The following is a 24,012-nucleotide window of genomic DNA, read 5'->3' as shown; positions in this document are numbered from 1 at the left end:
GGGAAATTGCCCTCTCCGTTACTCACTTACTAGTTTATTAAGATCATTTAAGTCAAAATTATATATAATACTTTTGATTTTCCGATCCTGAGTTTTGTTGCCTTTAGTAACATGGACTTCCTTAATTATACTGTGAACAAGCTTTTTCTTTTCAGTGTCTGAAAGTGCAAGATAAAAGTCTTTAAAATTACTAACCGAAAAATTAATAATGTCTTTAATATGCTCACTTTGTTTTAACTCTAATTGTTTTGAAATGCTTTCTAGTTTAGATTTCTCCCTATTTATATCCTCTTGATGAGTTACTATTTTTTCCTTTAATAAATCACCACCCAGATTTAGGGTCGTATCACTCATTAAATCTATAGTAGTTAACAATTTTTCTTCATGTTTTTGAATCTTCCCTTTAATATTGTTGGCTTCTTTCTCCAAAGGTTCAAGTTCATAAGATAAATTAGATTTAGTAACATCATAAATGATCGGAGAAAGATTCTTTTCATTTAAAAAAGTAATTAATTTATCCTGAACAAATTCCTCTGCATACTCCTTTTTTATTAAATTAGAAGAACATGCTTTCTTACCACTATTCTTGTTTTTACTGCATTGATAATATTTATATTTTTGACTACTGTTCCCTTGAACCATAGATGAACCACATTGAGGACACTTTAGTAAACCCGAAAGAGGATAAGAACCGGGGTGAACCTTTTTGGGTGTATAAGTTCTGGATTGCATTACTTCTTTAACTTTATTCCATAATGACATTTCAATTATTGGACTGTGTTGTCCTTTTTTATATTCTTCTCTCCATTTCGTGTTACCAATATAAATTTGATTTTGTAATATGGTTTTCACGGAGTTAATAGTCCACTCATTGTTATACTTGGTTTGAACCCCTTGGATGTTAAGTTTTGAAGCAATTTTTTTATACCCCCACTTATTAAAAGCATATTTTTCAAAAATATATTTTACTATTTTAGCCTCGTCGGGGTCTATTATCAATTCTTTATCTTTAGTTTTATAACCAAATACTTTTCCCCCTAAAAAGTAACCATCTTCAGCTTTTTTCTCCATACCTGAGTTAGTTCTAAACGCTATGAATTCACGCTCCAATTGAGCTACTAATGACATTATATGAACAAGTATTTCTGCTTTAGGGTCTTCCGTATTTATATTGTCTGCTATTGAAATAAGATGCTTATCTAGTGAATTTAGTCGCTTCATTATATATAAAGTATCTAAAGTATCACGCGAAATGCGGTCCTGTTTAAGAACAATTATATAGTCTATATTTTCCTTTTTGCTTATTGTTCTGTTATACATTTCTTTAAAAGCATCTCTTCCATCAAAACTTTTAGCTGATTTAAGATCATCTGTATAAATATCTACCAGTTCAATGCCATTTCTTTCACAATACTTTATTATTTCTTCAGTTTGTTTTTCAATTGAAGTATCCTCCAATTGCTTTCTCGGACTTCTCCTTGCATATCCGAATGCTCTTTTTAATCGATGTTTAGACTTCTTATTATTTTTCATTTGATGTACCCTCTTTCCCCTGTAATAATTTCATCTCAAGGTCATTGGAGTATTTAATAATGAGGTCAGACAAGAATTCTAAAAAATCGGAGGCTTTGATTTTACCTGAATCTTCTTCGATTGCTAATATAGATTCATAGTGAGCATTATAGTCAAATTTGTTTTCTTTCTTCATTTTTTTCACCTCTATTGAAATTAAAATAAAGTAGATAAATGCTAGCTTTTTATCTAATGAAAATAAAATTTTGGGTTGGCCAATCACCTAAATTTGAAATAGTTTACTTTGAAAATTTTAATATTTTAAGAGGTGAAAAGAAGTTTTAATATTCAGATAACTCACACCTTAATGTTCAAATTTCTTTTCGTGCTATAAACTGTTAAAATATAGATAATTAATATACTTTGAAGTTTTCGCCTTAGTTAAGGGGGAGTTAAGAGTGGCATATCAATCAGAGGCACAACTGGAAAAAAATATGATTGAACAGCTTGTTCGACAACAATATGAAAAAGTAACTGTAAACAATGAAAGTGAACTTATACATAACTTTAGGGAACAATTGAATAAATTTAATAAAAAGAAGTTAAAAGAAGATCCATTGACAGACGAAGAGTTTAGTCGTTTCTTAACTCAAATTAGTGGGAAGAGCATTTTTGAAACAGCAAAGCTTTTACGTGATAAACAGGTGTTTCAACGTGATGATGGAACAGAAGTTTATTTAGAGCTTTTTAATACAAGAGAATGGTGCAAAAATATCTTTCAAGTTACAAATCAAACAACAATGGAAGGCAAGTATAAGAATCGTTACGATGTCACCATACTTATTAATGGTTTACCTATCGTTCAAGTAGAGTTAAAACGTAGGGGTTTAGATTTCAAGGAAGCATTTAATCAAATTCAACGCTATCGAAAGCATTCTTTTAAAGGGTTGTTTCGTTTTCTGCAGTTATTTGTGGTAAGTAATGGCGTTGACACAAAATATTTTGCTAACTCTGATGCAGATATATTATTTGGACATACATTCTATTGGTCTGATGCAGAAAACAATCGAATAACTAATCTGAATGACTTTACAGAAAGTTTCCTAGAAAAATGTCATTTAGCAAAGATGGTTGCTCGTTTTATGGTGTTGAATGAAACTGAAAAGAATTTGATGGTGATGAGACCTTATCAAGTTTTTGCGGTCGAAGCTTTAATAAAACGTGCTACAGAAACAAGAAATAATGGCTATACGTGGCATACCACTGGCTCGGGTAAAACCCTTACTTCGTTTAAGGCTAGTCAAATTCTTGCTAATGAACCAGATATAAAGAAAGTGTTCTTTTTAGTAGATCGTAAGGATTTAGATTCACAAACAATGGAAGAGTTTAATAAATTTGAGCCGGATTCGGTGGATGAAACAGATAAAACAGATAAACTTGTAGAACAAATATCAGATATGACAAAACCACTTATTTTGACCACAATTCAAAAGATGTCTAACGCAGTTAAGAATAAAAGGTATGAAAAAATTATGGATCAGTATCGAAATGAACGTGTAATATTTATCATCGATGAGTGCCATCGCAGTCAATTTGGTGAAATGCATAAGGAGATATCAAAACATTTTCAACAAGCACAGTACTTTGGTTTTACTGGTACACCTCGCTTTGAGGAAAATAAGAGTCAAGATGGAAGAGTAACCGCAGATTTATTCGAAAAGTGTTTGCACACATATCTAATTAAAGATGCTATTCACGATGGAAATGTATTAGGATTTTCAGTCGAATACATTAAAACCGTTGATGTAGATGTTGATAATGATGATAAGACGCGTGTGCAAGGAATAGAAACAGATGAAATTTGGCTACATGAGGACCGGTTAGAATTAGTTGCCGAGAATATTATAGATACTCATGAAAGAAGGGCTAAAAGTAAGGGATATACTGGATTATTCACTGTTCAGAGCATTCCAATGCTTATTAAGTATTATGATATATTTAAAAAGTTAGATCATAACTTAAAGATTGCTGGAATCTTTACTTTTGATCCTAACGAAGATAGTGAGGGACGTGAAGAACATTCTCGAGATGCTCTAGAGCGTATGATGAAGGATTATAATAAGATGTTTGATAAGAACTTTTCAACGGATAAGTTTCCTAGTTATTTTAAAGATGTTTCTAAAGGTGTTAAAACAGCTCAAATAGATATTCTTCTTGTCGTTGATATGTTCTTGACAGGGTTTGATAGTAAAAAGTTAAATACACTTTACGTAGATCGAAACCTAAAATATCATACACTAGTTCAGGCATATTCACGAACTAATCGAGTGGACAAAGCCACAAAACCATATGGAAATATCGTTAATTATAGAAATCTTAAAGAAAATACGGATGAAGCAATACGTTTATATTCAAAGACAGATAGTGTTGACGATGTATTAATGAAAAGTTATGAGGATTATCTCGAACAGTTTAGATCAGCACTTGCTAAAGTTCAGGAACTTGCAGCATCGCCTGAATCTGTTGATGAATTAGAAAGAGAAGAGGATAAGCATAAGTTTATTGTTAGTTTCCGTGAATTAACTAGAAACTTAGTTAAACTCCAGACGTTTACGGACTTTGAATTTGATCCAGACAAACTAGGTATTGGAGAACAAACTTATCAGGATTATAAGAGTAAGTATCTTAGAATATATGATGAAGTTAAGAAAAGTGATTCTAAAGAGTCAATTTTAGCTAATGTAGATTTCTCTATTGAGTTGATGCATACTGATCGGATAAATGTTAGTTATATAATGAACTTAATTAGAAACATCAATTTTGATGATGAAAAGGAACGAGAGAAATCTGTCAGAGAAATAGAAGAAGAACTTGAACGAGCGGATAATGAAGAGTTACGTTTAAAAGTAGATCTAATCAAGAATTTCTTACGTAAAGTCGTACCAACTATGACAAATCAGGATTCGGTTGACGATTCTTATAATAAATTTGAACAGGAAGAGCGTTCAAAAGAAATTGAAAAAGCATCAGAAGAGTTTAATATTGCTGAAGAAAAACTTCAGTATTTTATAGAAGAATATGAATATAGCGGAATTATTGATAATCAAGAAATTAGTGACACAATTAAACTTCCTTTTATGAAGAAAAAGAGACTTCAAAAAAACATTGCTGAGTTTATAACTGAGCATACAACTCGTTATTTATAGTGTTATTTTTAAAAATAGCAGAAAAAACTTGCTTTTTCTGCTGTTTTTTATTATGCTTAAAAAAGTTCTTTTTATAGTGTTATTTTTAAAAATAACAAGAAGTGGAGGTGGTTTATTGTTATTACAAGATTATGCAGAAGTATCACAAGGATCGATTCTATCACGTATAAAAGAACATCCTTCTGACGACTCAATAAAAATGTCTCTATACACTATGAAAGAGATGAATGAAAGCCTTGGTGAAGAATACTATCGAAGTAAAGAAAAGCCTCAAGAGGTTTATGTCCTAAAGGAAAGGTATCATGAATTCCCTATGACTAAAGAGGGTATGGTGCTTATTAATCTACAGTCTCATCAAGCTGTAGCTGTCCGAAAGGAATATGTAGATAAGTTAGTACCATCTAATTTTGCCATTATTGAACCTATAGATAATAGGTTAGATGTAACATACTTACAATGGTTTATTAATGAACATCCTTCATGTAGGAAACAATTAAGAATTGCTACACAAGGAACGGTGGTGTCAGCTCTTTCTATTAAAATGTTAAGAGAGTTAAAAATGGAACTACCAGCATATAACAAGCAACAAATGATAGGAAATATGAATAGAATAATTGACCGAAAAAGACGTTTGATTAATGAAAGACTGCATTTAGAAGAACTACTGGTTAAACAATTATCAATCAATTATCTCAAGGAGGAAATTAAATGACATTAACTGAAAAGCAACGTCAGCATCAGGCTGAGTTACATAAAAAGCTTTGGAACATGGCAAATGATTTGCGAGGACAAATGGAAGCAAATGAATTTAAAAATTATATTCTTGGGTTAATCTTCTATCGCTATTTATCAGAAAAGACTGAATACCGTGTTACTAAATTATTAGAAGAAGATGAAATATCGTTTGAAGAAGCTTGGAAGGATGAAGAAATGCGAGGGGCCTTGGCAGAAGAGCTGATTCAACAAATTGGTTATGTAATCGAACCAGAATATCTATTTTCAAATATGATTAAAGAGATTGGTAAAGGTGATCAAGGTAAGTTTGATACAGAAATGTTGCAAAAAGCTGTTAACACAATTACTGAGTCAACGCTTGGAGCAGATAGCCAAGAAGACTTTCAGAACTTGTTTGATGATATGGACTTAGCATCTTCAAAACTAGGTCGTGATGTAAAGTCACGTTCAAGGCTAATTGCAAAAATTATGGCAAGTATCAATGATATACCATTCCTTCATGATGATGTAGATATAGATGTGCTAGGTGATGCTTATGAGTACATGATCTCTCAATTTGCAGCAAGTGCTGGGAAAAAAGCTGGAGAGTTCTATACACCTCAACAGGTTTCAAGAATTCTTGCCAAAATTGTGACGGTAGGAAAGTCAGATATAAAGAGTGTTTACGACCCAACGTGTGGATCTGGTTCATTACTTTTACGTGTTGCAAAAGAGGCAAATGTACGAAAATTTTATGGTCAGGAATTGACGGCTACAACGTATAACTTAGCTCGAATGAATATGTTACTTCATGATGTATCTTATCAAAATTTTGATATCAAGAATGATAATACACTTAAAGAACCACATCATGCAGATATGCGTTTTGAAGCGGTAGTGGCAAATCCTCCATATAGTGCTAAATGGAGTGGAGATTCTAAGTTTTTGGATGATGAGCGCTTTAGTGCTTATGGTAAACTAGCTCCAAAATCAAAAGCAGATTATGCATTTGTACAGCATATGATACATCAGTTAGATGATAATGGAACAATGGCAGTAGTATTGCCGCATGGAGTTTTGTTTCGTGGTGCTGCAGAGGGTGTTATTCGAAAGTACCTAATTGAAGAGAAGAATTACTTAGATGCTGTAATTGGACTTCCAGCTAATGTTTTCTACGGTACATCTATCCCTACGTGTATTTTAGTGTTTAAGAAGTGTCGTGAAGCAGATGACAATGTGATATTTATTGATGCATCTAATGATTTTGAAAAAGGGAAAAATCAAAACTATTTACGGGATGAGAATGTAGCTAAGATTGTTGATACGTATATTAAGCGAGAAACGATTGAAAAATATTCTCATGCTGCGCCATTAGAGGAAATAAAAGAGAATGACTATAATCTCAATATCCCACGCTATGTTGATACATTTGAAGAAGAAGAGCCAATTGAGACTTCTGCAGTTCAGAAGCGTTTATATGAAATTGATAATGAGATTGAAGAGATAGATGCAGAACTTGCTAAATATTTCAAAGAATTAGGAGTAGAATCTTATGGTAAATAAAAAGATAATTAATATAGATAAGGAAGTGGAACTATTACGCTTTAAAGAATATCAAGATACTCCTATTGTTAAAGATTTAATAAGTTTAAGTACTGATGGCATAAAGAATGGAATGACAAACCGTCCCGGAAGAAATGAGTTAGATGTAAAATTTATTAATGTCGTTAATTTATATGATGAGGATTATATCAAGACTGATTTATTAGAATATGTAGATATTTCTGAGTCGGTGTTTAATAAATATAAAGTTTTGAAAGGAGATATTTTTTTCACACGAAGTTCTTTGAAATTAGAGGGAATAGCTCATTGTAATATTAATATAGATTCAGATTCAAAACTGGTATTCGATGATCATATTATGAGAGTACGTCCCAATATTAATTTGGTAAACCCATATTTTTTAAAGTTGTATTGTCTATCTAGAGTAGCAAGAAAATTTTTTATGAGTAGAGCCAAGACAGGTACAATGACAACTATAGGACAAAATGATATTGCAGATTTACCAGTAAGAATTCCCACAATGGAAGAACAAAATAAAATATCTTCTTTCTTTTCTTTTCTTGAAAAGAGAATAAAAAAACAAGAAGAAAAGATTGAACAAGTGAAGTTATTCAAAAAAGGTATGATGCAGAAAATTTTTTTACAGAAGCTTAGATTTAAAAATGAGAATGGGGAGTTGTTTCCGAAGTGGAGACACAAACCCCTAAAGTCCATAGGTACAACTTATACAGGATTGAGTGGAAAGTCCAGTAAGGATTTTGGAGTTGGTTCAGGCCTATATATTACTTATAAGAATGTATATGCAAATGTAAAAGCCAAAACAACAGGGATTGAAAAAGTAGACCTAAGTGATGGTAAGAAACAAAATCAAGTTTTAAAAGGTGATATTTTATTTACAACTTCTTCAGAAGTACCAAATGAAGTAGGGATGGCTTCTTATTGGGGGGCTGAAGAACAGAATATCTATTTAAACAGCTTTTGTTTTGGTTATAGATTAAATGATGAAAGTGTCTTACCTGAATTTCTAGTTTATTTATTACGTTCCGCAGAATATAGAAGGAAAATTACACTCTTAGCACAAGGATCTACGAGATTTAACTTGTCTAAAACGGAATTGTTAAAAATGAATATAGAAATTCCTTCGGTTGGTGAACAACAGAAGATAATAATTCTTTTATCAGGTATTGATAAAAAGCTTGAGAAAGAAGAGGAGAAATTATCTTTATTACTGAAACAAAAGAAAGGATTTATGCAACAGATGTTCAATTAATACTAAACCGGCCATGCATATATAAGTTTTGGCCGGTCTTCATGTTATTTATAGGATTTTTATTAAAGTCCAATCCCCGATGCAGCATTATCCTCAAATAAGTTGCCTTTTTTATATAACGTTGTAGCGAATTGCTTCTCTTATGCCTCGTCCGCTTCATAATTTGATGTTCCGCTTTGCCAAAACGAGCGGCTTGCGAACAGAATCCTGACCTTAAACTGTGCGCCCCATAACGCTTTGGATCTAAGCCAACGTCTTCACAACATTTCTTTACAATTAGCCGCACAGATTGAGCCGATAATCTATCCATGATATTTTCATGTCTGTCGATACGTCTAAACACAGGTCCCTCTTTAATGTCAGCAGCTGATACCCAATCCTCAAAACTACGAACTGGACACGTAAGCGGGTTCGAACCAAAAGGTAAGGCAACATCATGTCCTTCACCTTTCTGATCTGTTTTACTTCGATTTAAGTGGAGTATCAATCCGTCTCGTGTTTCGGATATATCCTCAATATTTACACCTACTAATTCACTTCGTCGTAAGGCTCCTGCCCAACCAATAACAAGTAAGGCGCGGTTCCGAATCCCAATCAATTTATTGTTTGGAAGGTGTTCTATTACTTGACGCAATTCATGAAGCCAAAGCGCTTCCCTACCTTCTTCTTTAATGCCGATCTTTCGTTGCAGTCCCTCCCATACATTTCGAACGAGGGTGGTCTTGGTTGGACTTGAATACCCGGCAGTTTCGTGACGTTGAGAGATTGCGGCCATTTTTCGTTTAATTGTTGAGGCCTTTTTGATTTTTCCAAGCATTGTTATGTAATATACGAGCGTTTCTGATTCAGCTGGTAATTACGAAACAGAATGTAACTGACACCATTCTTCAAATTGTTTTCAATCAGATCCATAGGCTCTTTTCGTATTGTTGGCTTTTGAGTTTGTAAGATATTCGCGTGCTTCACTTTGAAGTTCTTGGAAATGAGTAGATAGTTCATTTGACTGTTTTGTTTGAAGTTCATAATCGTTGCTCATGTTTTACTTTTACTTTCATCCTCCTTACAAATCGTCTGCAATCATATAAAATTATACTTTCTGTTGTGAGAATTTTATAACTAAGCGGCTCTTTAAGAAAATGCCCACTGTTTCTTAGACTATGTACTTTCCACTTTTTTCGTCATTAATCTAGGTATTGATAAGATGGGTTATCATTACTTTAGAAAAAATTTATTAAAGTTATTGATTCTTTAATGGGAGTTTATTTATAGAAAGATATAGTTAAATAACATGTATCCAAGTAATATTTTAAATTTTTTCTTAAAAAATTTAAAATAAGGCTAGAAATATATAAACTCAAAAGTATAATGTTCAAAAATAAATGGAAGGAGTGGATCCATAAAAGAGTTAAAAATCTCCATTATGGAGAGTAGAAGTCAATTAAATTAAATTCAAAAAGGGAAGTCCCCATTTTCTTAAACATGCTATTTGTGTTAAGTATTGGGGACTTTTTTATATTCTTTTGAAAGGATGTGATGAAAATAAAGAAAGAAATCTGGAAAAGAGCAGTAATTAAAGAAGAATTAGTTGAGTTATTAGGATGTGCAAAGAAAGCACTTATCTTAAACCAAATGCTTTACTGGGTAGTGAGGCGGCATGATTATATATCGTTTTATGAGGAAGAACAGTATTTTAGTGAAAAAGAAATTGATATAAATAAGGCAGACCAAGTGAAGAACGGCTGGATTTATAAAAAAGCAGAAGAACTATCGAATGAAATACTACTAAAGGTAGATGCTACAACAATTAGACGTCATATTAGTGTAATCGTTTCGAGGGGCTATTTATTGGAAAGAAACAATCCCAAAGTTAAATATGATAAGACATTTCAGTATCGCCCGAACACTAATAAGATATTGAGGGATTTAATAGAGTTAGGATACCGTCTTGATTATGACTCACTAATAGATTGGGAATATCATTGCAAAGTTATGGGTACTAACCTGCAAAATAAAGACTCGAAGGAAAAAACGACAGATTTGAAACTGTATCATACGGATCAGAGCATGCGAAATATAGGAGCTATACCAGAGATTACTTCAAGCAATTCTTATTCATACAATACTTCAACTTATGTAGAAAACATTGGAGCGCATTTCTTGAAATTTAATAGTAGAAAACAGTTGACTAGTAATGATATTGAAGCAATCGAACGGGTTGTTAGACTGAATTTAAATTCGAATGAATTGTTTAAGTTAATATCTACCTGTTTTAAGGAAAACCAAGATAAAAATATAAGGGCTTTTGGCTATGTTGAAAAATATATATTAAGCAAAATTAACCAAAACAAAAACAAGTTGGAGGGTAATTATAAAAATGGAGCAGGTAAACAACAAATTCGAGGAGATTTTAAAAAAGTTAGAGAACCGGACTGGACAAAAAGTCTCGGAAGCAATTGGGAAGCAGATCTTGACAGCAGTTTCTGATAAATGTGTAGTGCGAAAGTGTGATGGGAGTGGTCTAATCGTAGTTGTTAATGATGGTGAAACTATTGCATACCCTTGTCCTTGCAGGGAACAGAAGAAACAATTACGAAAATTGGATACTGCCAAAATACCACTAGACCTACAAGATGCAACAGTTAATTCTTTTGAATACGAAATATATGATGAAGCGGATAACGTGCAGAAGGCGAAAATTGCCAAACATTTTGCAATAAAATTTGTTGAAAACTACTGTGATTTTAGTGAAGCAGGAAAGGGAATATATTTATCTGGAGAAATAAAAGGATCAGGAAAAACTCGTCTGTCTGTTAGTATCTTAAATGCACTAATAAGAGAGTATAATGTCTCTGGATTGTATATTACTTCTGTTAATATGCTAAACGAGATAAAAAACACATTTACTGAGAGTTCAAATTCTAACTCTTATGAATTGTTGAAGTATTTTGGTGAAGTAGAGGTACTATTAATTGATGATCTTGGTGTAGAGAAGGTTTCAGATTGGTCCGAAGAAATTTTCACTCAGATTCTAGATACTAGAATGAATTCAAAAAAGATCACCATTATTACTTCAAATATTGGCATTGGAAATTTAGATTCTAAGTATAAGAATGGACGTGTAGGGAGTCGAATTGAAAAGATGACATTCCCTCTTCCAATGCCTGAAGAAAGTGTTAGAACAAAATTATCTTTAAGAGACAACGAGCAAATAATTAATAAATTCTTTTAAAAAATGTATATTCGCCAAAGAACCCCAAACCTCACAAATCTTTTCATGATTATTGTGTGTTTGGGGTTCTTTATTACTTTACTGTTCTTATTCCTACTAATTTCATACCGTTTTTCCTAGAAGACTTCCTTGCTACTTTTATAAAGAGTTTACTTACTTCTTCATTACTTAGCTCTTTGAATGCTCGTTTCGAACTAAACAATCTCATTATTTCACCTCAAAAATATTTTTTTTGATAGAATATGAGTCATGATTAAGATTTATGAATTTCTAATTGAAAAAGGTTTTGTTTTTAGATGGAAAAAAGTTATTAAGGGAACTCAATATTTCATCTATAAATTCTTTAGAATTATTCCAGTTTTTTAATACAGTGTTTATATGAATGCTGGGGGGAAACTCTGCGAAAGGAAGTTGAAACCGTATTGATGCAGATTCTCTATTAAAAATGACATCAACTGGGAGTGCATTGTTGAGTTCCCTGTTTAAATAATTCTCGCAATAGAATTTTAAATAGGTTTCTATAAATTCTTGTGATTCTTTCGCTACTAAATGGTACATAGGCAAACATTCTTCTCCGTTTAGGTTATCTATGAATGTTGATCTGTTATTAAAACTAATAAATCGATTACTCTCAAAAGCATCATTAATTTCCAACATAGCTTTTTTTGTTAATCTTTTTAAATGATCATTTGAGAGTTTAACTTCAAAGCGCAAGTTACCTTCATACACCCTTTTCACTTCTATCAAATGCCATTCCTTATCTGATTTAAAAAGTGGTCTTAGAAACAAAGCTTCATACTCTTCGTATTCTTCATTATAAGTGCATTTCATTAAGTAAGAGCTTTGAATTTTTCCAACAAAAGTTAATTCCAACATTTTATTAATACATCCTTTAGTAATTTAGAAAGGCTCTATATGGTAGTTAACTAGTTAAGAGAAATTTTAAGCCATAAAGCATTAGTCTAATCGGGTTGTATGGATATTTGACTTGTTATAAACCCATCCAATATCTTTATTTGCTTTATTTATCACTGATTGATGATGCTCAACTAAATTTTCATTCACAACTCCGTTATCTTTTAAGTCCATGCTGATTGATTCTGTAATATATCCTTTATTGGCTAATATAAGCATTATTTCATTCATTACACCATAGGAGAAATTTTCATGTGCTTTATTCTGCATATCATCAGTACCTGTTTCTACCAGAGTAGAAACATCTATTACGACTTGTCCTTCAAATTGGTTCATAACATATATACCTCGCTTTAATTATTTTCCATAATATTTTTGTTCACTAAGTATGCCTCATTAAATGCCCGGTAATAAGCTAGCTTAGCTTGTTTATATACTGTGTTATAAATTACTTCATCTACTTGATCAAATAGAAGCAACTGAGCGTCTTTATTTAACTGTAATGTGTATGGGGACAACAATTCTTTTACCTCTTTGAATAACGATTCAGTTTGGGTTGCAAATTCATCACTTGTAAAAAGTTCTTCAAATTTAGTATTAATAATAAAATCTCGATCCACCGTATTTCTTTTGTTAACCATCAAGCACCCTCTCTTTCTTTTATTCCTTAAACCTATATTATATTCCCGTACAGAAATAATACAATAAAATATATTGATTGTAAAATCAAAAATAGATACGATATAGAAAGATAAGTAAATATAAATATAAATATAAATATAAATTGTATGAGGTAGTAAAATGAATAAAATAGAAATCGGAAAGCTAATTAGAAGTATAAGAAAAGGTAAGGAAATTACCATGATTGAACTCACAAAAAAAATTGGTGTTACACAACCGACTTTATCGAAGATTGAAACTGGCATGAATGAAATTTCAATAGAGCTTCTTTCAAAAATATGTAGGGAATTTAACATTTCATTAAGTCAATTTTTTCTCGAACTTGAAAGAAGGAATAATCGTAAAGCTGTAGGAGACTGTGAAGGTAATACTGAGGAAAATTTAATGTATTTAATTTCAGGACTTGATGGAGAGCAGAAACAGACGCTATATAACTTTCTTAGGTCTATATCTAAACCGTTTTAACAAAATTTAATATGTGGGTTGAATTTTATAAATCCATGATTTATTATATTAATAACTTAATAAACGGAAAAGGGAAACCCCCAACAATAAACTTACACAGAAACAGTGTAGTTCTAATTGTTGGGGGTTTTTCTAGTTTATAAAAAAGGAGTTGAGTTTGTAATCATGTAGAAAAATCAAATATAACTGTGGCCATGGCGAAAATGGGAAGTGTTAAGGATAATGCTAATAAGAAAGGAAGATTTTAAATGACTAATCAAGTTAATGCAATCTATGTACGTAATAAATCCTCTAATGGAAAAGTGAGTTTTAAAGTGAGTGCAGCGGATGGAACAGTTTATTATAAGGATGAAGGTTATAGTGGTAAAACTAATCCCAATTCACTACCTGCGCTAAAAGTATTGTTAGATGATGTTAAGAGAGGCAAAGTGAATAAAGTGACTATTAAAGATCCAACACGCATCAGCAGGGATAATAAAAATATCACAAAAATAGTTAAATTTATAAAAAGCAACGGAACTAAATTGGAAATGGCTATGAAATAAGGGGACATTATTAAATAACTAGCAGAGAAATTGAGCTTTTACGACAAGGTGTAAAACAATTATTTTTCCTATCCGGGAAAAATGCTATAAGGGTACTAACTTACCATCTAAGTTTTTCGCGTATTTTACCGTCCCAAAATGCTTAAAAGATGATTTTTTTCAAAAGTTTACTTTAATATACAAAAATTATATACTGTAATTGTATGTCTGACATACGGCAAGGCCACCGGTGACACACAGGGATCATCGGTGGCTCTTTTATTATTTATGATTGAATTATTAGTGATGTAGAATAACAAGTCGTTACAAAGTTAGAGGTGTGTACCAGATGTCGTATATCAGAAAGAATTGGAGAGAATATATTTATGAGGAAATACAAGAAGATAGAGAGACTTATTATGTAGAATATCATCCTATCAACCTCAAAAGTTATTATTTTGCTCATTTGAATTTGGTGTTTATTAACATTCCTAAAACTACAGAGGAAATTATTGATATTAAGGAAAAAGAATTAACTGAGTGGCTAAAAAGATTTCCATTACCAATTATGGTCACGTCCTTTGATCGAAAAGGTGATAAAATCTCTATAAATGATAATAAAGTGTTTATGGGTTATATAAACAATGAGAAAGGAACTATTGTAAAGAAGTGGGGAAGTATTTCTGTTGAGGAAATTCCCGAAGAGCAGCTAAGTGATCAATTTATAAAAAAAGTATATGGTGATTTGCCATTTATACATAGAAAAGAAAAAGAACAAAGTTCCGAAATGAAAGCAAGTGAGATGAAAAAAATAAAAAATCTAGTAGATTTCACTTTTTATACATGGTTATTTTTATCTATAATAATTGCTTTTATCGGGTGGCAAAGTTATTGGGTAGGAGCATTAGCTTTTGGATATTCAGTATATAAAACATTAGACAGAGCATTAAAGGTGTTAGGTGTTAAAAATAAAAGGCAAATTGAAAAAGATGAAAAAGAAAGAAAAATGCGACATTATTATCATCACTGTGAGAGAAATCCACTTGGTTTCGCAAAGTTAAGAGCTGAAAACTTTGAGAAGGATGAAGAGCAGCAAATTCATAAAACTAAAGAAAGATTAAATTCTATCAATTTTAAAAAAGAACCCACAACCTTTGATCGCTAGTAAGGTTGCGGGTTCTTTTTGATTTGTCCAGAGGGAATCCCTCATATATATCTTACCACGCTGACCGAAAATGTTGCCAGCATTAATTATTCTTCTAGCCTTTGTTTGAGGTTACTATAAGAGGTAACTATTAATGTGAATTTTAATTGATATTCTTTAAGTTACAGTGTGAAGATAGCTGATTTGAAAAGCTGGAACAGTGGTATCTAATAATGGTAACGATCATTGAAATGGGGTGAAAAGTAATTTATATTGTTGCATAAATTCTTAATAAATTATTCTATTTTGTCGGATGAAGGGATATATAGATACGGTTTTAGGAAACGGATAATGGTTACTACTATAGAAAGAGGGGTTATCTAATCGTGAAAATTATTGTGACAGTAGAAGTTAACGAGGTATCTAATAATGGTAACTATCATTAGAATAGATGATTATGTAAGGTAGCCATTCAAAAATGAATGACTAATTAGAAAAAGTTTTCCTTCAGTTGAAAACCTCAAGATCGTATCTATGAGTATTTACATAAATTTTGGTGAATTTTCTCTTCTATTCTCGATAATGGATGGACCATTACAATAAGGCTTGATTCTTTTATTCGCTGCATTACGGCTTTATCTTCTTTAAATCGTTTAATTATATTTTGGGTTCTTTTAATTCCAGTACCGAATTGTGAACGGTTTGAGAAACTATTATCAGCAATTACAATACACAAGTGATGTTGTTCTTCAGGGTTGTTTTCTGCAACTATAGCATATTTAAAAACCTTTTCAGTCAGTGTTTCTATTGGCTCTGTGCTAAGGTCCAGTTCAATATTCAGGTAAACAGGTTTTCTTTTCTTCCGCGGTTCAACTTTGATAATCCAATCGGGCTTTACAATTGTCATGGTTTTTCCTGATCGTAGATTACTAGTATTACTTTGGGTCATATATTTAGCAACTTTCGAATGGAAAGCACCTTTATTTTGACGGTGTAAATTCCTGAATTCTGGAATCCATTCTTCATAACGAAGGTGTGCTGGTGAAATAGAGAAGAGATTTTCATTATACAACAATCCGTACTTAACCTGTTTAGAATTTAATTCAATAATTAGACTTTCGTTTAGTTTTGTCAAAATATTAATAACGGCTTTTTGTGTTGCAAGATAGTGAAGGACATTTTTCTTTTGATTGAATTTGTATATTTTTGACTTATTGTATGATCCATCAAGAAATTTATTTTCAATTAACAATTCAATGCTTTTGCTACCGACTGTCACATATTTAAAACGTTCTCCCTCAAACCCATTGCTATAATAATTACTTCGAATAAGATTGTATTCTTCGAATTTTCGTAAGCGATTTTTAAAACTGTAATCTTTGAGTCGATTATTGAACAATGCTGAATATGCTTGATAAAATTGTTGAACGGAAAGCAATCGTTGCTGTTCCAAAAAGGCAAGGTATTCAAGATCCGAGGCTTTTACCTCTAGCCTTTGCCTTGCACTTTTTCTAAGAATAATTTCCTCTTTCATTTATTTTCCTCCTAGTATTGTAGTGAATTTTGTAATCTTGTTTGTCTACTCGAAGTTCCTCCATTTTTCTCTCTTATTGTCAGAGTATAAAAAGTATCGCTTAGGGTTAGCGAATGTCCTAAGTAATTAACTTTTCCAAGTAATCAACATAAACATACCCCATTGAATGGTTCTAAGTGTGTTACTTACAAGGTTCAAAAATAGTATAGCGTCTAAGATAATAAATTCTAAGACATAAAATAAAAAATCAATGAAATGCATAAATAGTCTTTCCACTTATGAAGTTTTGCTATTTATCTTCTAAATTGTTATATTTTACTATTAAATAATGAGTGGTAAAATATAGTTAAGGGAATAATATGTTTTTCAGCAAAGAGAGTTTAGATGAATGTAGATTTTAAGTACATCAATAGGTCAGTCATTTCTAGTAAAGAAGTTAGTGTGTAAACTTTTTGGAAATGACTGATTTTTTTGGTTATCTAGTAATAAATTTTAGTTGTTTTTAAGTAAGAGCGAACTGAACAAAGTTAAGAATAGGGGATGATGAGGTGTCTGAAAATGTTCTGCCATATATGGATTTAAAAGAATTGGAGAAGAAAATAGAGAATAGCCTCATAAAAATTAGAAGCTCAATTTCTAAAGCCGATCCGCTTATAATTATGGTTCAGTTGCATGTTTTAAAGTTTTTAAACCATTTTGGGGATATTGAGGCTTCGGTTCACGGAGATATAAGTCCTTTTGAGAACAAAATGATTGATATTACACAAAGTCTTATTGTAAGTAGTGAAATAAACACAGGAACTGGATACTTAGATAAAAATGAAATAAATGAATATATGGAAGAACTGAATAGTTTATATACTGCTGCCACTATTTATGTAAACATTGCACCGAAGGATGATTTAATTAAGTATTCACAAGGTATGCAAATGAATGTTTCTGGAACAATGTATCCCTATTTTGAAAAAGCTCATTTTACGGATATGCTGTCTCCATATACAGATCTTTTTAATAAGATCTTTGGAATTACAAGCGTCGATCTAGTAGATGGTCTTTTAGCAATCAGCAGACGATTACGTACTATGGGATTTATGGAAGCTTTGTTAGATAGTGGTGCTTCACCTGAAGATGAGATGTCAGAAGAAGTATTTTTAAATTTAGCTGAATATTTTAATGTTGAAAGCATTACAGGGTGGCCTGTAGAGTTTATTAAGGAACTCTCGCTTCAACAAGGCGAATGCAATGACTTTTATGCAGACGATATACAAGTAATGATAAAGGAGGCCCCTATAAAATATAAACCCATCATTGGTATAGGAGGAAAGTACTATTGTTTTTCTGTTGATAATTTAATAGATAACTTTTACAGAACGGTTTTAAGAGCTGTGCGGAGGAAAAAAGAGAGTGTTTCTAATAAGATAAATGACATTCAAAAAGACTTATCAGAGGAATTACCTTTTAAATTATTTAAAACTATTTTGCCTACAGCTATTATGTATCAAAACATTTTTTATAAAGCACCAGTCGGTGCAAATGGAAAGAATGAATGGTGTGAATGTGACGGTATTATTCTTTTTGATGATGTAATGATAATTATAGAAGTGAAGGGTGGGGCATTATCACCGGTTTCACCTTTTTCAGATGAAGAAGCCTACAAAAAGTCACTGAATGATTTGGCAAAAAACCCCTACGAACAATCTGTACGGCTTTATGAAGAATATATGAGGGCAGGAAAGATAGAAATTTATCAGAAAGAGAGTAAAAAGCGCTATAAACTTATTGATGCTATTGAAAATAGTGAATTTATCCAAGCATGTTGTGTTACTTTGGATGATTTCAACGAGATAGCATCCCAAATAGAAAAAACAGAGTTTATTCAAAATAGTGATCTGCCTGTATGGTGTATTTCCATTAACGATTTAAGAGTGTATCCTGAACTTTTTGACTCCCCAAGTTTGTTCTTAAATTATTTATATCAAAGAAGTCATGCTATTAGGAACCCTTATATAAAGCTAAATGATGAATTGGACCATCTGGGGATGTATTTTGCTTATAATGATTATTCTACGCGTATTAGAGAGATAGTTAATGAAGAGGACGACATAGGCGAAATATATATTGCTAGTCATAGAGACGAAATTGATGACTACATGGCAAGAAAAATCAATTCTGATCTTGAGGACGAAGAAGGGGAAAGTTTCCTTGATCTATTAATAGGTCCTGCACCAAAACCTAAACAAGAGATGGAGTTCATGTTGGAACAACTCATCAATTTATTGGATGGCACAAGAGATTATTTGTGCATCAGAGCTGCTAGATACCTTCTTTTATTAGACTCAAATACTAGAGGTAATCTTAGCGATTTTCTTTCTTCTAGGAGTAGGAAACTTTTAGAGTTTAGAAGACGTAAAGCAATATTAACTCCATATATGGCGCTTAACTATAAAACAGAAGATAGGATCCGTGAGTTACCTATTATATCAATATTCCTACTTCATGCATCCAATAAAGTATTTAAAGATGTGGTTCAACGCAAGAGGTTTCTAATGGAGAGGGTTGTATATGAAGATGAACCAACCTACTGCGTATTAGTTGGAATCAATAATAATAAAGAGTTTAAAAAAGTGATCACGAATATTATAGGTCCGGAGCAGTTTCAAGCTTTACCAGAGTCCGCATATAGACAGATTAAAGCAACTAGAGAGAAAGTGAGTGAATCACGTAATATCAAAGAATTTGAATAGAATTATTGCACTTAATAACACTGAAGAGGAGTTGAACTAATTGAGAATAAAGAAATTAGTTATTAATAACTTTAGATCCTTTGGACCAACTGATACTAATCTAGATTTAGAAGACTTGTCAGTTTTAGTTGGAGCGAATAGTAGTGGTAAAACTTCTGCAATACAAGCTTTATTAAAACTTTTTAGTCCTTTTCAGAAAGAGCGCTTGTTGGAAAGATCTGATTTCCATATACCTGCTAATGAAAATCCAATAGATCATGGTGAATCTTCACTTTATATAGAAGCTATAATTGATTTTAATGAACTTGAAAATGATACTGAAGAGGCAAGAACTACTATCCCGCCACATTTTAATCATATGGTTGCGGGTAAAGTTGGTGGAAGTCCTTATGTGCGTATAAGGCTAAAAGCCGAGTTATCAGAAGGAAATACATTTGAAGGAAATATTGAGCAAGGGTTATATTATGTCTTATCTCCAATTGGAACCAAAACAGAAGATGAAGATCTACAGCCGGTTAAAGCCAGTGAGCGCTCTCAAATTCAAATGATTTATATACCTGCAACAAGAGACCCGGCCGTACAATTAAAAAATGCATCAGGAACTATCTTAGGGAGGATTTTAAAAGGAATTAACTGGCCAAAAGAAATTAATAGTGACATACAAGAAAAAATGAAGCAAGTTGATGGGATTTTTGACGAAGTAAATGGTGTTAAACGGTTAAGAGAAATACTTAATAGTCAATGGAGAAAATACCATAATGATTTTCGCTATGGCTCAACTATGGTTGCTTTCAGCCATGCAGACTTAGACTCAATTCTAAAAAAAGTAGAGGTTTATTTTGAACCAACTGAAACAGGAAGCAAATATAAAGTGGATCAATTAGGCGATGGATTACGCTCAATTTTTTACTTGACTCTAGTAAATTCGTTTTTAGAAATTGAGAATGAGGCCTTACAAGATGAAGCTGAGGAAGATAAAAAAATATATAATCTTCAACCACCAGTGTTGACCTTGTTAGCAGTTGAGGAACCAGAAAATCATATTTCCCCTCATTTACTTGGTCGAATAATGAAAGCTTTAACTGACGTCTCTGAAAATGATAATGCACAAGGTTTAGTTGCTACCCACTCCCCTTCGATGATTAAAAGAGTCGATCCACAATCAATTCTTCATTTTAGAATTGATCAAAAAGAAATAAGAACTATCGTAAATTCAATAATTCTTCCTGACAAAGATAAAGAAGAAGAATATAAATATATAAAAGCTGCTATTATGGCATATCCAGAACTGTATTTTTCACAATTGGTTGTTTTAGGGGAAGGTGATAGTGAAGAGATTATACTTCCAAAGATAATTAGTCTTCTAGATACCGATTTAGATCAAAGCAATATTTCTATCGTTCCGTTAGGTGGGAGACACGTAAATCACTTTTGGAAATTACTACATCAGTTGAATATCCCTTATCTAACTCTATTGGATTTAGATTTAGATCGAAATGGTGGTGGATGGGGTCGAATTAAATATGCATTACAGCAGTTGATCCAATTAGGCTATGATAAGCGTGAGTTACTTTCTGTCCAAAATGGAGTGCTAAGTGATGACGAGTTCTCTCGTATGCATACATGGTCTATAGAAAAGGAAGATGAAAGAGAAAATCTCTATTCATGGGTTGAGTTTTTAGAAGCCTATGGAGTTTACTATTCGGCTCCACTAGATATTGATTTCATGATGATTGAAAGTTTCCTAGATGCATATAAAAAGACAGTTCCCAAACAGGGAGGTCCTAAAGGTGTAGATAAAGAGAAGGATTCTATTGAATATCTAGACCGTTTAGAAAAAGGGGTTAGGGCAACTTTAAAAACTGAGGGCGGCTCAGGAATTACCTATTCGGATGAACAGAAAGAATTAATGATTTGGTATGATTACTTTTTCTTAGGCAGAGGTAAACCCGGCACTCATATTATGGCATTAGAAAATATAGATACGAAGTTATTAATTGAAAAATTACCAATTCCTCTTAAAAAATTAATGAAGGGAATAAAATCATTTATTGATGGTGATTTATCTGAGTAACTATGTGAAAAAAGAATCTTGGATTCCAAAAGACGGTGTTATTTTAGAAAAAGCTGCACAGGAAGTAGTGAGGTATGAAGGAAGCGCCTATGTGTTAGCTGGTCCCGGAGCAGGAAAAACGGAATTATTAGCTCAGAAAGCTTGTTATTTGTTGGAAACAAATACGAGCGTATATCCTGCTAGAATACTAGCTATAAGTTTCAAGAGAGATGCAGCTAAGAATTTAAAAGAACGCGTTGAAAAACGATCCGGAAAAGAGTTTGCGAATAGGTTTGTATCTTTAACATATGATTCATTTGCTAAGCAAATTATGGATAGATTTCGTTTAACTATACCTGAATTTTATAGACCATCATTGGAGTATGAAATAGTAAATTTTTATAAAAGAGATGTACCTAATCTCAGAGAAGAAGCAGAAGAACCTAGTGAAGAGAATGGGTGGAATTACTACTTTGATTATGATCTTTTTGCTAAGACATATGCAAATGAAAGACTACCATTACGAGTGGACAAAATAAACTCAATAGAATCATGGTATAAGTATCAACTTTGGAAAAACTATATTAATGGGAAAGAAAATTCGAGCCTAACCTTCCCCATGATTTCAAGAATTGCTGAATATTTACTTAGGTCAAATCCCAAGATTTTAAGAGCAATCAGAGCTACATATAGTCATGTTTTTTTAGATGAGTTTCAAGATACAACATTAATCCAGTATGACTTAGTTAGAACAACTTTCATGGGTTCAAATGCTTCGGTGACCGCTGTAGGTGACGTTAAACAAAAGATAATGGGTTGGGCTGGTGCGTTAGATGGAGTATTTAATCAATTTAAATTAGACTTCAAAGCTAAAGAGTTCGAAATGGTATTAAATCATAGGTCTGCTCCTAATTTAGTACGAATTCAAACATCTATAATAAATGATATGATGGGTGGTTCAACAGTAATAACTCCATCTAATAAGTGGAAGAATGAGGATGAGGGCATATGCGAAATATGGAACTTCACCAATGCCTCTGAAGAAGCAAAAACATTAGCAACAGAAATTAAAACGTGGATTGATCAAGAAAAACTTGAACGAAGAGATGTAGGTATTTTAGTTAGGCAACGGGCAGATATGTATTGTGACATGCTTATAAATGAATTAAGTAATTTAGGAATACACTCTAGGATAGAGGATCAATGGCAAGATTTACTAGCAGAAAATTTTATGAAATATATAATCGATGTATTTTCTTTAGCCACAACAGACCGTGGCCCTAAAGCTTGGTCTAGGTTAATATCGAATGTTTTAAGTTTACGTGGCAATGATGAAACAGAATCCTATCAAGTAGAAAAAGAAATTAATAGTTTTATAGTTGAATTTAAAAAGACTATTAAGTATGAGTCAATAAAAGTGACCAAAAAGGTAGTAGAGCAATGGTTAGACAAAATTTTAACTTTGATAGGTCTAGATTTGATTAAAAGTAGCTATCCTGAGTATAGAAAAGGAAAGTATTTAGAAAGAAAAGTAAAGCAGACAGCGGAGTTTCTTTTTTATTCATATGAAAAGCATAAAGTCTGGTATAAAGCAATAGATGATTTTCTGGGGACTTATTCAATTCCAATTATGTCAATTCATAAAAGTAAAGGTCTTGAATTTGAATCTGTGGTTTTATTGGGACTAGAAGATGGAGCCTTTTGGAACTTTGAGAAATCCCCAGAAGATGAAACATTTACATTTTTTGTTGCAATGTCAAGAGCAAAAACAAGAATGATTTTTACCTTTTGTAAAAACCGCTTCAATGGACAAGAAAGATCTAAGGTAAATGACATTTATCAAATGTTGGAGAATGCAGACGTTAAACAATTCAAATGGACGTAAACAATGTCATTATATTTTAAATAACTAGAAGTAAAACAATAATAAAAAGGGCATTGGTAAAATCAGTCTACCAATGCCTGTTTTTGCCTTTTAAATCACCACGGTGAGCTTTAGCTGGGTAGGGGACTGCCCCCAAGATTTCAATTTGTATATTTTTGACTTATTATATGAACCATCAAGAAACTCATTTTCAATTAACAATTCAATGCTTTTACTACCCACGGTAACATATTTAAAACGTTCTCCCTCAAACTTATTGCTATATAAATGACTTCGAATAAAATTGTATTCTTCAAATTTTCTGATGCAATTTTTAAAACTGTAGTCTTTTAATTGATTATTGAACAATTCTGAAGACGCTTGATGAAATTGTTGAACGGAAAGCAATCGTTGCTGTTCCAAAAAGGCAAGGTATTCAAGATCCGAGGCTTTTACCTCTAGCCTTTGCCTTGCACTTTTTCTAAGAATAATTTTCTCTTTCATTTATCTTCCTCCTAGTATTGTAGTGAATTTTGTAATCTTGTTTGTCTACTCGAAGTACCTCCATTTCTCTCTCTTTTTGTCAGAGTATAA

Annotated in this window: 22 protein-coding genes; 12 read left to right on the top strand and 10 right to left on the bottom strand. The window is 32.2% G+C overall.

Annotation, left to right across the window (positions count from 1 at the left end):
* Positions 1 to 18: 18 nt before the first annotated feature.
* Together BMX40_RS09560 and BMX40_RS09555 are read right to left on the bottom strand one after the other, a co-directional pair.
* A complete protein-coding gene (locus BMX40_RS09560) occupies positions 19 to 1,533 on the bottom strand; it encodes a recombinase family protein (protein ID WP_090869229.1) in 1,515 nt (504 codons plus the stop codon).
* A complete protein-coding gene (locus BMX40_RS09555; protein WP_090869227.1) occupies positions 1,523 to 1,708 on the bottom strand; it encodes a hypothetical protein in 186 nt (61 codons plus the stop codon). Before BMX40_RS09555 ends, BMX40_RS09560 begins: the two co-directional genes overlap by 11 nt.
* A gap of 262 nt (positions 1,709 to 1,970) precedes the next feature.
* Here BMX40_RS09555 and BMX40_RS09550 point away from each other — a divergent pair, with 262 nt between their 5' ends.
* The 4 genes from BMX40_RS09550 to BMX40_RS09535 are packed head-to-tail and all read left to right on the top strand — an operon-like array spanning position 1,971 to position 8,265.
* The gene (locus BMX40_RS09550) at positions 1,971 to 4,718 is read left to right on the top strand and encodes a type I restriction endonuclease subunit R (protein WP_090869225.1); all 2,748 of its coding nucleotides are present in this window, start codon (positions 1,971 to 1,973) and stop codon (positions 4,716 to 4,718) included.
* A gap of 52 nt (positions 4,719 to 4,770) precedes the next feature.
* Positions 4,771 to 5,430, top strand: a complete 660-nt coding sequence (locus BMX40_RS09545; RefSeq protein ID WP_170840738.1) for a restriction endonuclease subunit S domain-containing protein — start codon at positions 4,771 to 4,773, stop codon at positions 5,428 to 5,430.
* On the top strand, positions 5,427 to 6,995 hold the full coding sequence (locus BMX40_RS09540; RefSeq protein ID WP_090869221.1) for a type I restriction-modification system subunit M: 1,569 nt from the start codon (positions 5,427 to 5,429) through the stop codon (positions 6,993 to 6,995). The genes BMX40_RS09545 and BMX40_RS09540 overlap by 4 nt, the downstream gene beginning before the upstream one ends.
* Positions 6,985 to 8,265: a restriction endonuclease subunit S gene (locus tag BMX40_RS09535; protein ID WP_090869219.1), complete on the top strand. Its 1,281-nt coding sequence runs from the start codon at positions 6,985 to 6,987 to the stop codon at positions 8,263 to 8,265. Before BMX40_RS09540 ends, BMX40_RS09535 begins: the two co-directional genes overlap by 11 nt.
* Here the strand turns inward: BMX40_RS09535 and BMX40_RS09530 are convergent.
* Both BMX40_RS09530 and BMX40_RS20215 read right to left on the bottom strand, forming a co-directional pair.
* A complete protein-coding gene (locus BMX40_RS09530) occupies positions 8,258 to 9,082 on the bottom strand; it encodes a site-specific integrase (RefSeq protein ID WP_090869217.1) in 825 nt (274 codons plus the stop codon). The two genes, BMX40_RS09535 and BMX40_RS09530, sit on opposite strands and share 8 nt — an antisense overlap.
* An 81-nt stretch (positions 9,083 to 9,163) precedes the next feature.
* Entirely contained in the window at positions 9,164 to 9,301 is a 138-nt protein-coding gene (locus tag BMX40_RS20215) for a hypothetical protein (protein ID WP_170840737.1), read from the bottom strand.
* Positions 9,302 to 9,798: 497 nt separating this feature from the next.
* Between BMX40_RS20215 and BMX40_RS09520 the strand changes: the two genes are divergently transcribed.
* Positions 9,799 to 10,749, top strand: a complete 951-nt coding sequence (locus BMX40_RS09520; RefSeq protein WP_090869212.1) for a hypothetical protein — start codon at positions 9,799 to 9,801, stop codon at positions 10,747 to 10,749.
* Complete coding sequence (locus tag BMX40_RS09515) at positions 10,733 to 11,494, top strand: ATP-binding protein (protein WP_170840736.1); 762 nt, start codon at positions 10,733 to 10,735, stop codon at positions 11,492 to 11,494. Before BMX40_RS09520 ends, BMX40_RS09515 begins: the two co-directional genes overlap by 17 nt.
* 73 nt (positions 11,495 to 11,567) lie before the next feature.
* On the opposite strand, the gene BMX40_RS20775 is transcribed toward BMX40_RS09515, so the two are convergent.
* The 4 genes from BMX40_RS20775 to BMX40_RS09500 form a co-directional block, all read right to left on the bottom strand.
* Positions 11,568 to 11,702: a hypothetical protein gene (locus BMX40_RS20775; RefSeq protein WP_280139669.1), complete on the bottom strand. Its 135-nt coding sequence runs from the start codon at positions 11,700 to 11,702 to the stop codon at positions 11,568 to 11,570.
* Positions 11,703 to 11,764: 62 nt separating this feature from the next.
* Entirely contained in the window at positions 11,765 to 12,370 is a 606-nt protein-coding gene (locus BMX40_RS09510) for a hypothetical protein (RefSeq protein WP_090869208.1), read from the bottom strand.
* Positions 12,371 to 12,451: 81 nt separating this feature from the next.
* On the bottom strand, positions 12,452 to 12,745 hold the full coding sequence (locus BMX40_RS09505) for a hypothetical protein (protein WP_090869206.1): 294 nt from the start codon (positions 12,743 to 12,745) through the stop codon (positions 12,452 to 12,454).
* Positions 12,746 to 12,762: 17 nt separating this feature from the next.
* On the bottom strand, positions 12,763 to 13,050 hold the full coding sequence (locus BMX40_RS09500; RefSeq protein ID WP_090869204.1) for a hypothetical protein: 288 nt from the start codon (positions 13,048 to 13,050) through the stop codon (positions 12,763 to 12,765).
* 160 nt (positions 13,051 to 13,210) lie between these two features.
* Between BMX40_RS09500 and BMX40_RS09495 the strand changes: the two genes are divergently transcribed.
* The 3 genes from BMX40_RS09495 (at position 13,211) to BMX40_RS09485 (ending at position 15,244) form a co-directional block, all read left to right on the top strand.
* Positions 13,211 to 13,555: a helix-turn-helix domain-containing protein gene (locus BMX40_RS09495; RefSeq protein ID WP_090869202.1), complete on the top strand. Its 345-nt coding sequence runs from the start codon at positions 13,211 to 13,213 to the stop codon at positions 13,553 to 13,555.
* Between the two features lie 248 nt (positions 13,556 to 13,803).
* Positions 13,804 to 14,100, top strand: coding sequence for a recombinase family protein (locus BMX40_RS09490; protein ID WP_090869200.1), 297 nt, complete (start codon positions 13,804 to 13,806; stop codon positions 14,098 to 14,100).
* 328 nt (positions 14,101 to 14,428) lie between these two features.
* The gene (locus BMX40_RS09485; protein ID WP_090869198.1) at positions 14,429 to 15,244 is read left to right on the top strand and encodes a hypothetical protein; all 816 of its coding nucleotides are present in this window, start codon (positions 14,429 to 14,431) and stop codon (positions 15,242 to 15,244) included.
* 511 nt (positions 15,245 to 15,755) lie between these two features.
* On the opposite strand, the gene BMX40_RS09480 is transcribed toward BMX40_RS09485, so the two are convergent.
* Positions 15,756 to 16,757 carry a replication-relaxation family protein gene (locus BMX40_RS09480; protein WP_090869196.1) on the bottom strand — a complete coding sequence of 334 codons (1,002 nt, stop codon included), beginning with the start codon at positions 16,755 to 16,757 and terminating at the stop codon, positions 15,756 to 15,758.
* 548 nt (positions 16,758 to 17,305) lie between these two features.
* Between BMX40_RS09480 and BMX40_RS09475 the strand changes: the two genes are divergently transcribed.
* Genes BMX40_RS09475 through BMX40_RS09465 form a run of 3 tightly spaced genes read left to right on the top strand, consistent with a single transcriptional unit; the run spans position 17,306 to position 23,439 of the window.
* Positions 17,306 to 19,501 carry a hypothetical protein gene (locus BMX40_RS09475; protein WP_090869194.1) on the top strand — a complete coding sequence of 732 codons (2,196 nt, stop codon included), beginning with the start codon at positions 17,306 to 17,308 and terminating at the stop codon, positions 19,499 to 19,501.
* Positions 19,502 to 19,541: 40 nt separating this feature from the next.
* Entirely contained in the window at positions 19,542 to 21,575 is a 2,034-nt protein-coding gene (locus BMX40_RS09470; protein WP_090869192.1) for an ATP-dependent nuclease, read from the top strand.
* A 4-nt stretch (positions 21,576 to 21,579) separates the two neighbouring features.
* Positions 21,580 to 23,439, top strand: a complete 1,860-nt coding sequence (locus BMX40_RS09465) for a UvrD-helicase domain-containing protein (protein ID WP_170840735.1) — start codon at positions 21,580 to 21,582, stop codon at positions 23,437 to 23,439.
* 90 nt (positions 23,440 to 23,529) lie between these two features.
* Here the strand turns inward: BMX40_RS09465 and BMX40_RS09460 are convergent, their stop codons facing one another.
* The gene (locus tag BMX40_RS09460) at positions 23,530 to 23,922 is read right to left on the bottom strand and encodes a hypothetical protein (RefSeq protein ID WP_090869188.1); all 393 of its coding nucleotides are present in this window, start codon (positions 23,920 to 23,922) and stop codon (positions 23,530 to 23,532) included.
* Positions 23,923 to 24,012: the final 90 nt, after the last annotated feature.

The sequence above is a fragment of the Oceanobacillus limi genome (assembly GCF_900111445.1).
In the GTDB taxonomy this organism is placed as follows: Bacteria; Bacillota; Bacilli; order Bacillales; family Amphibacillaceae; genus Ornithinibacillus; species Ornithinibacillus limi.
This window is presented reverse-complemented; position numbering and strand designations above follow the sequence as displayed.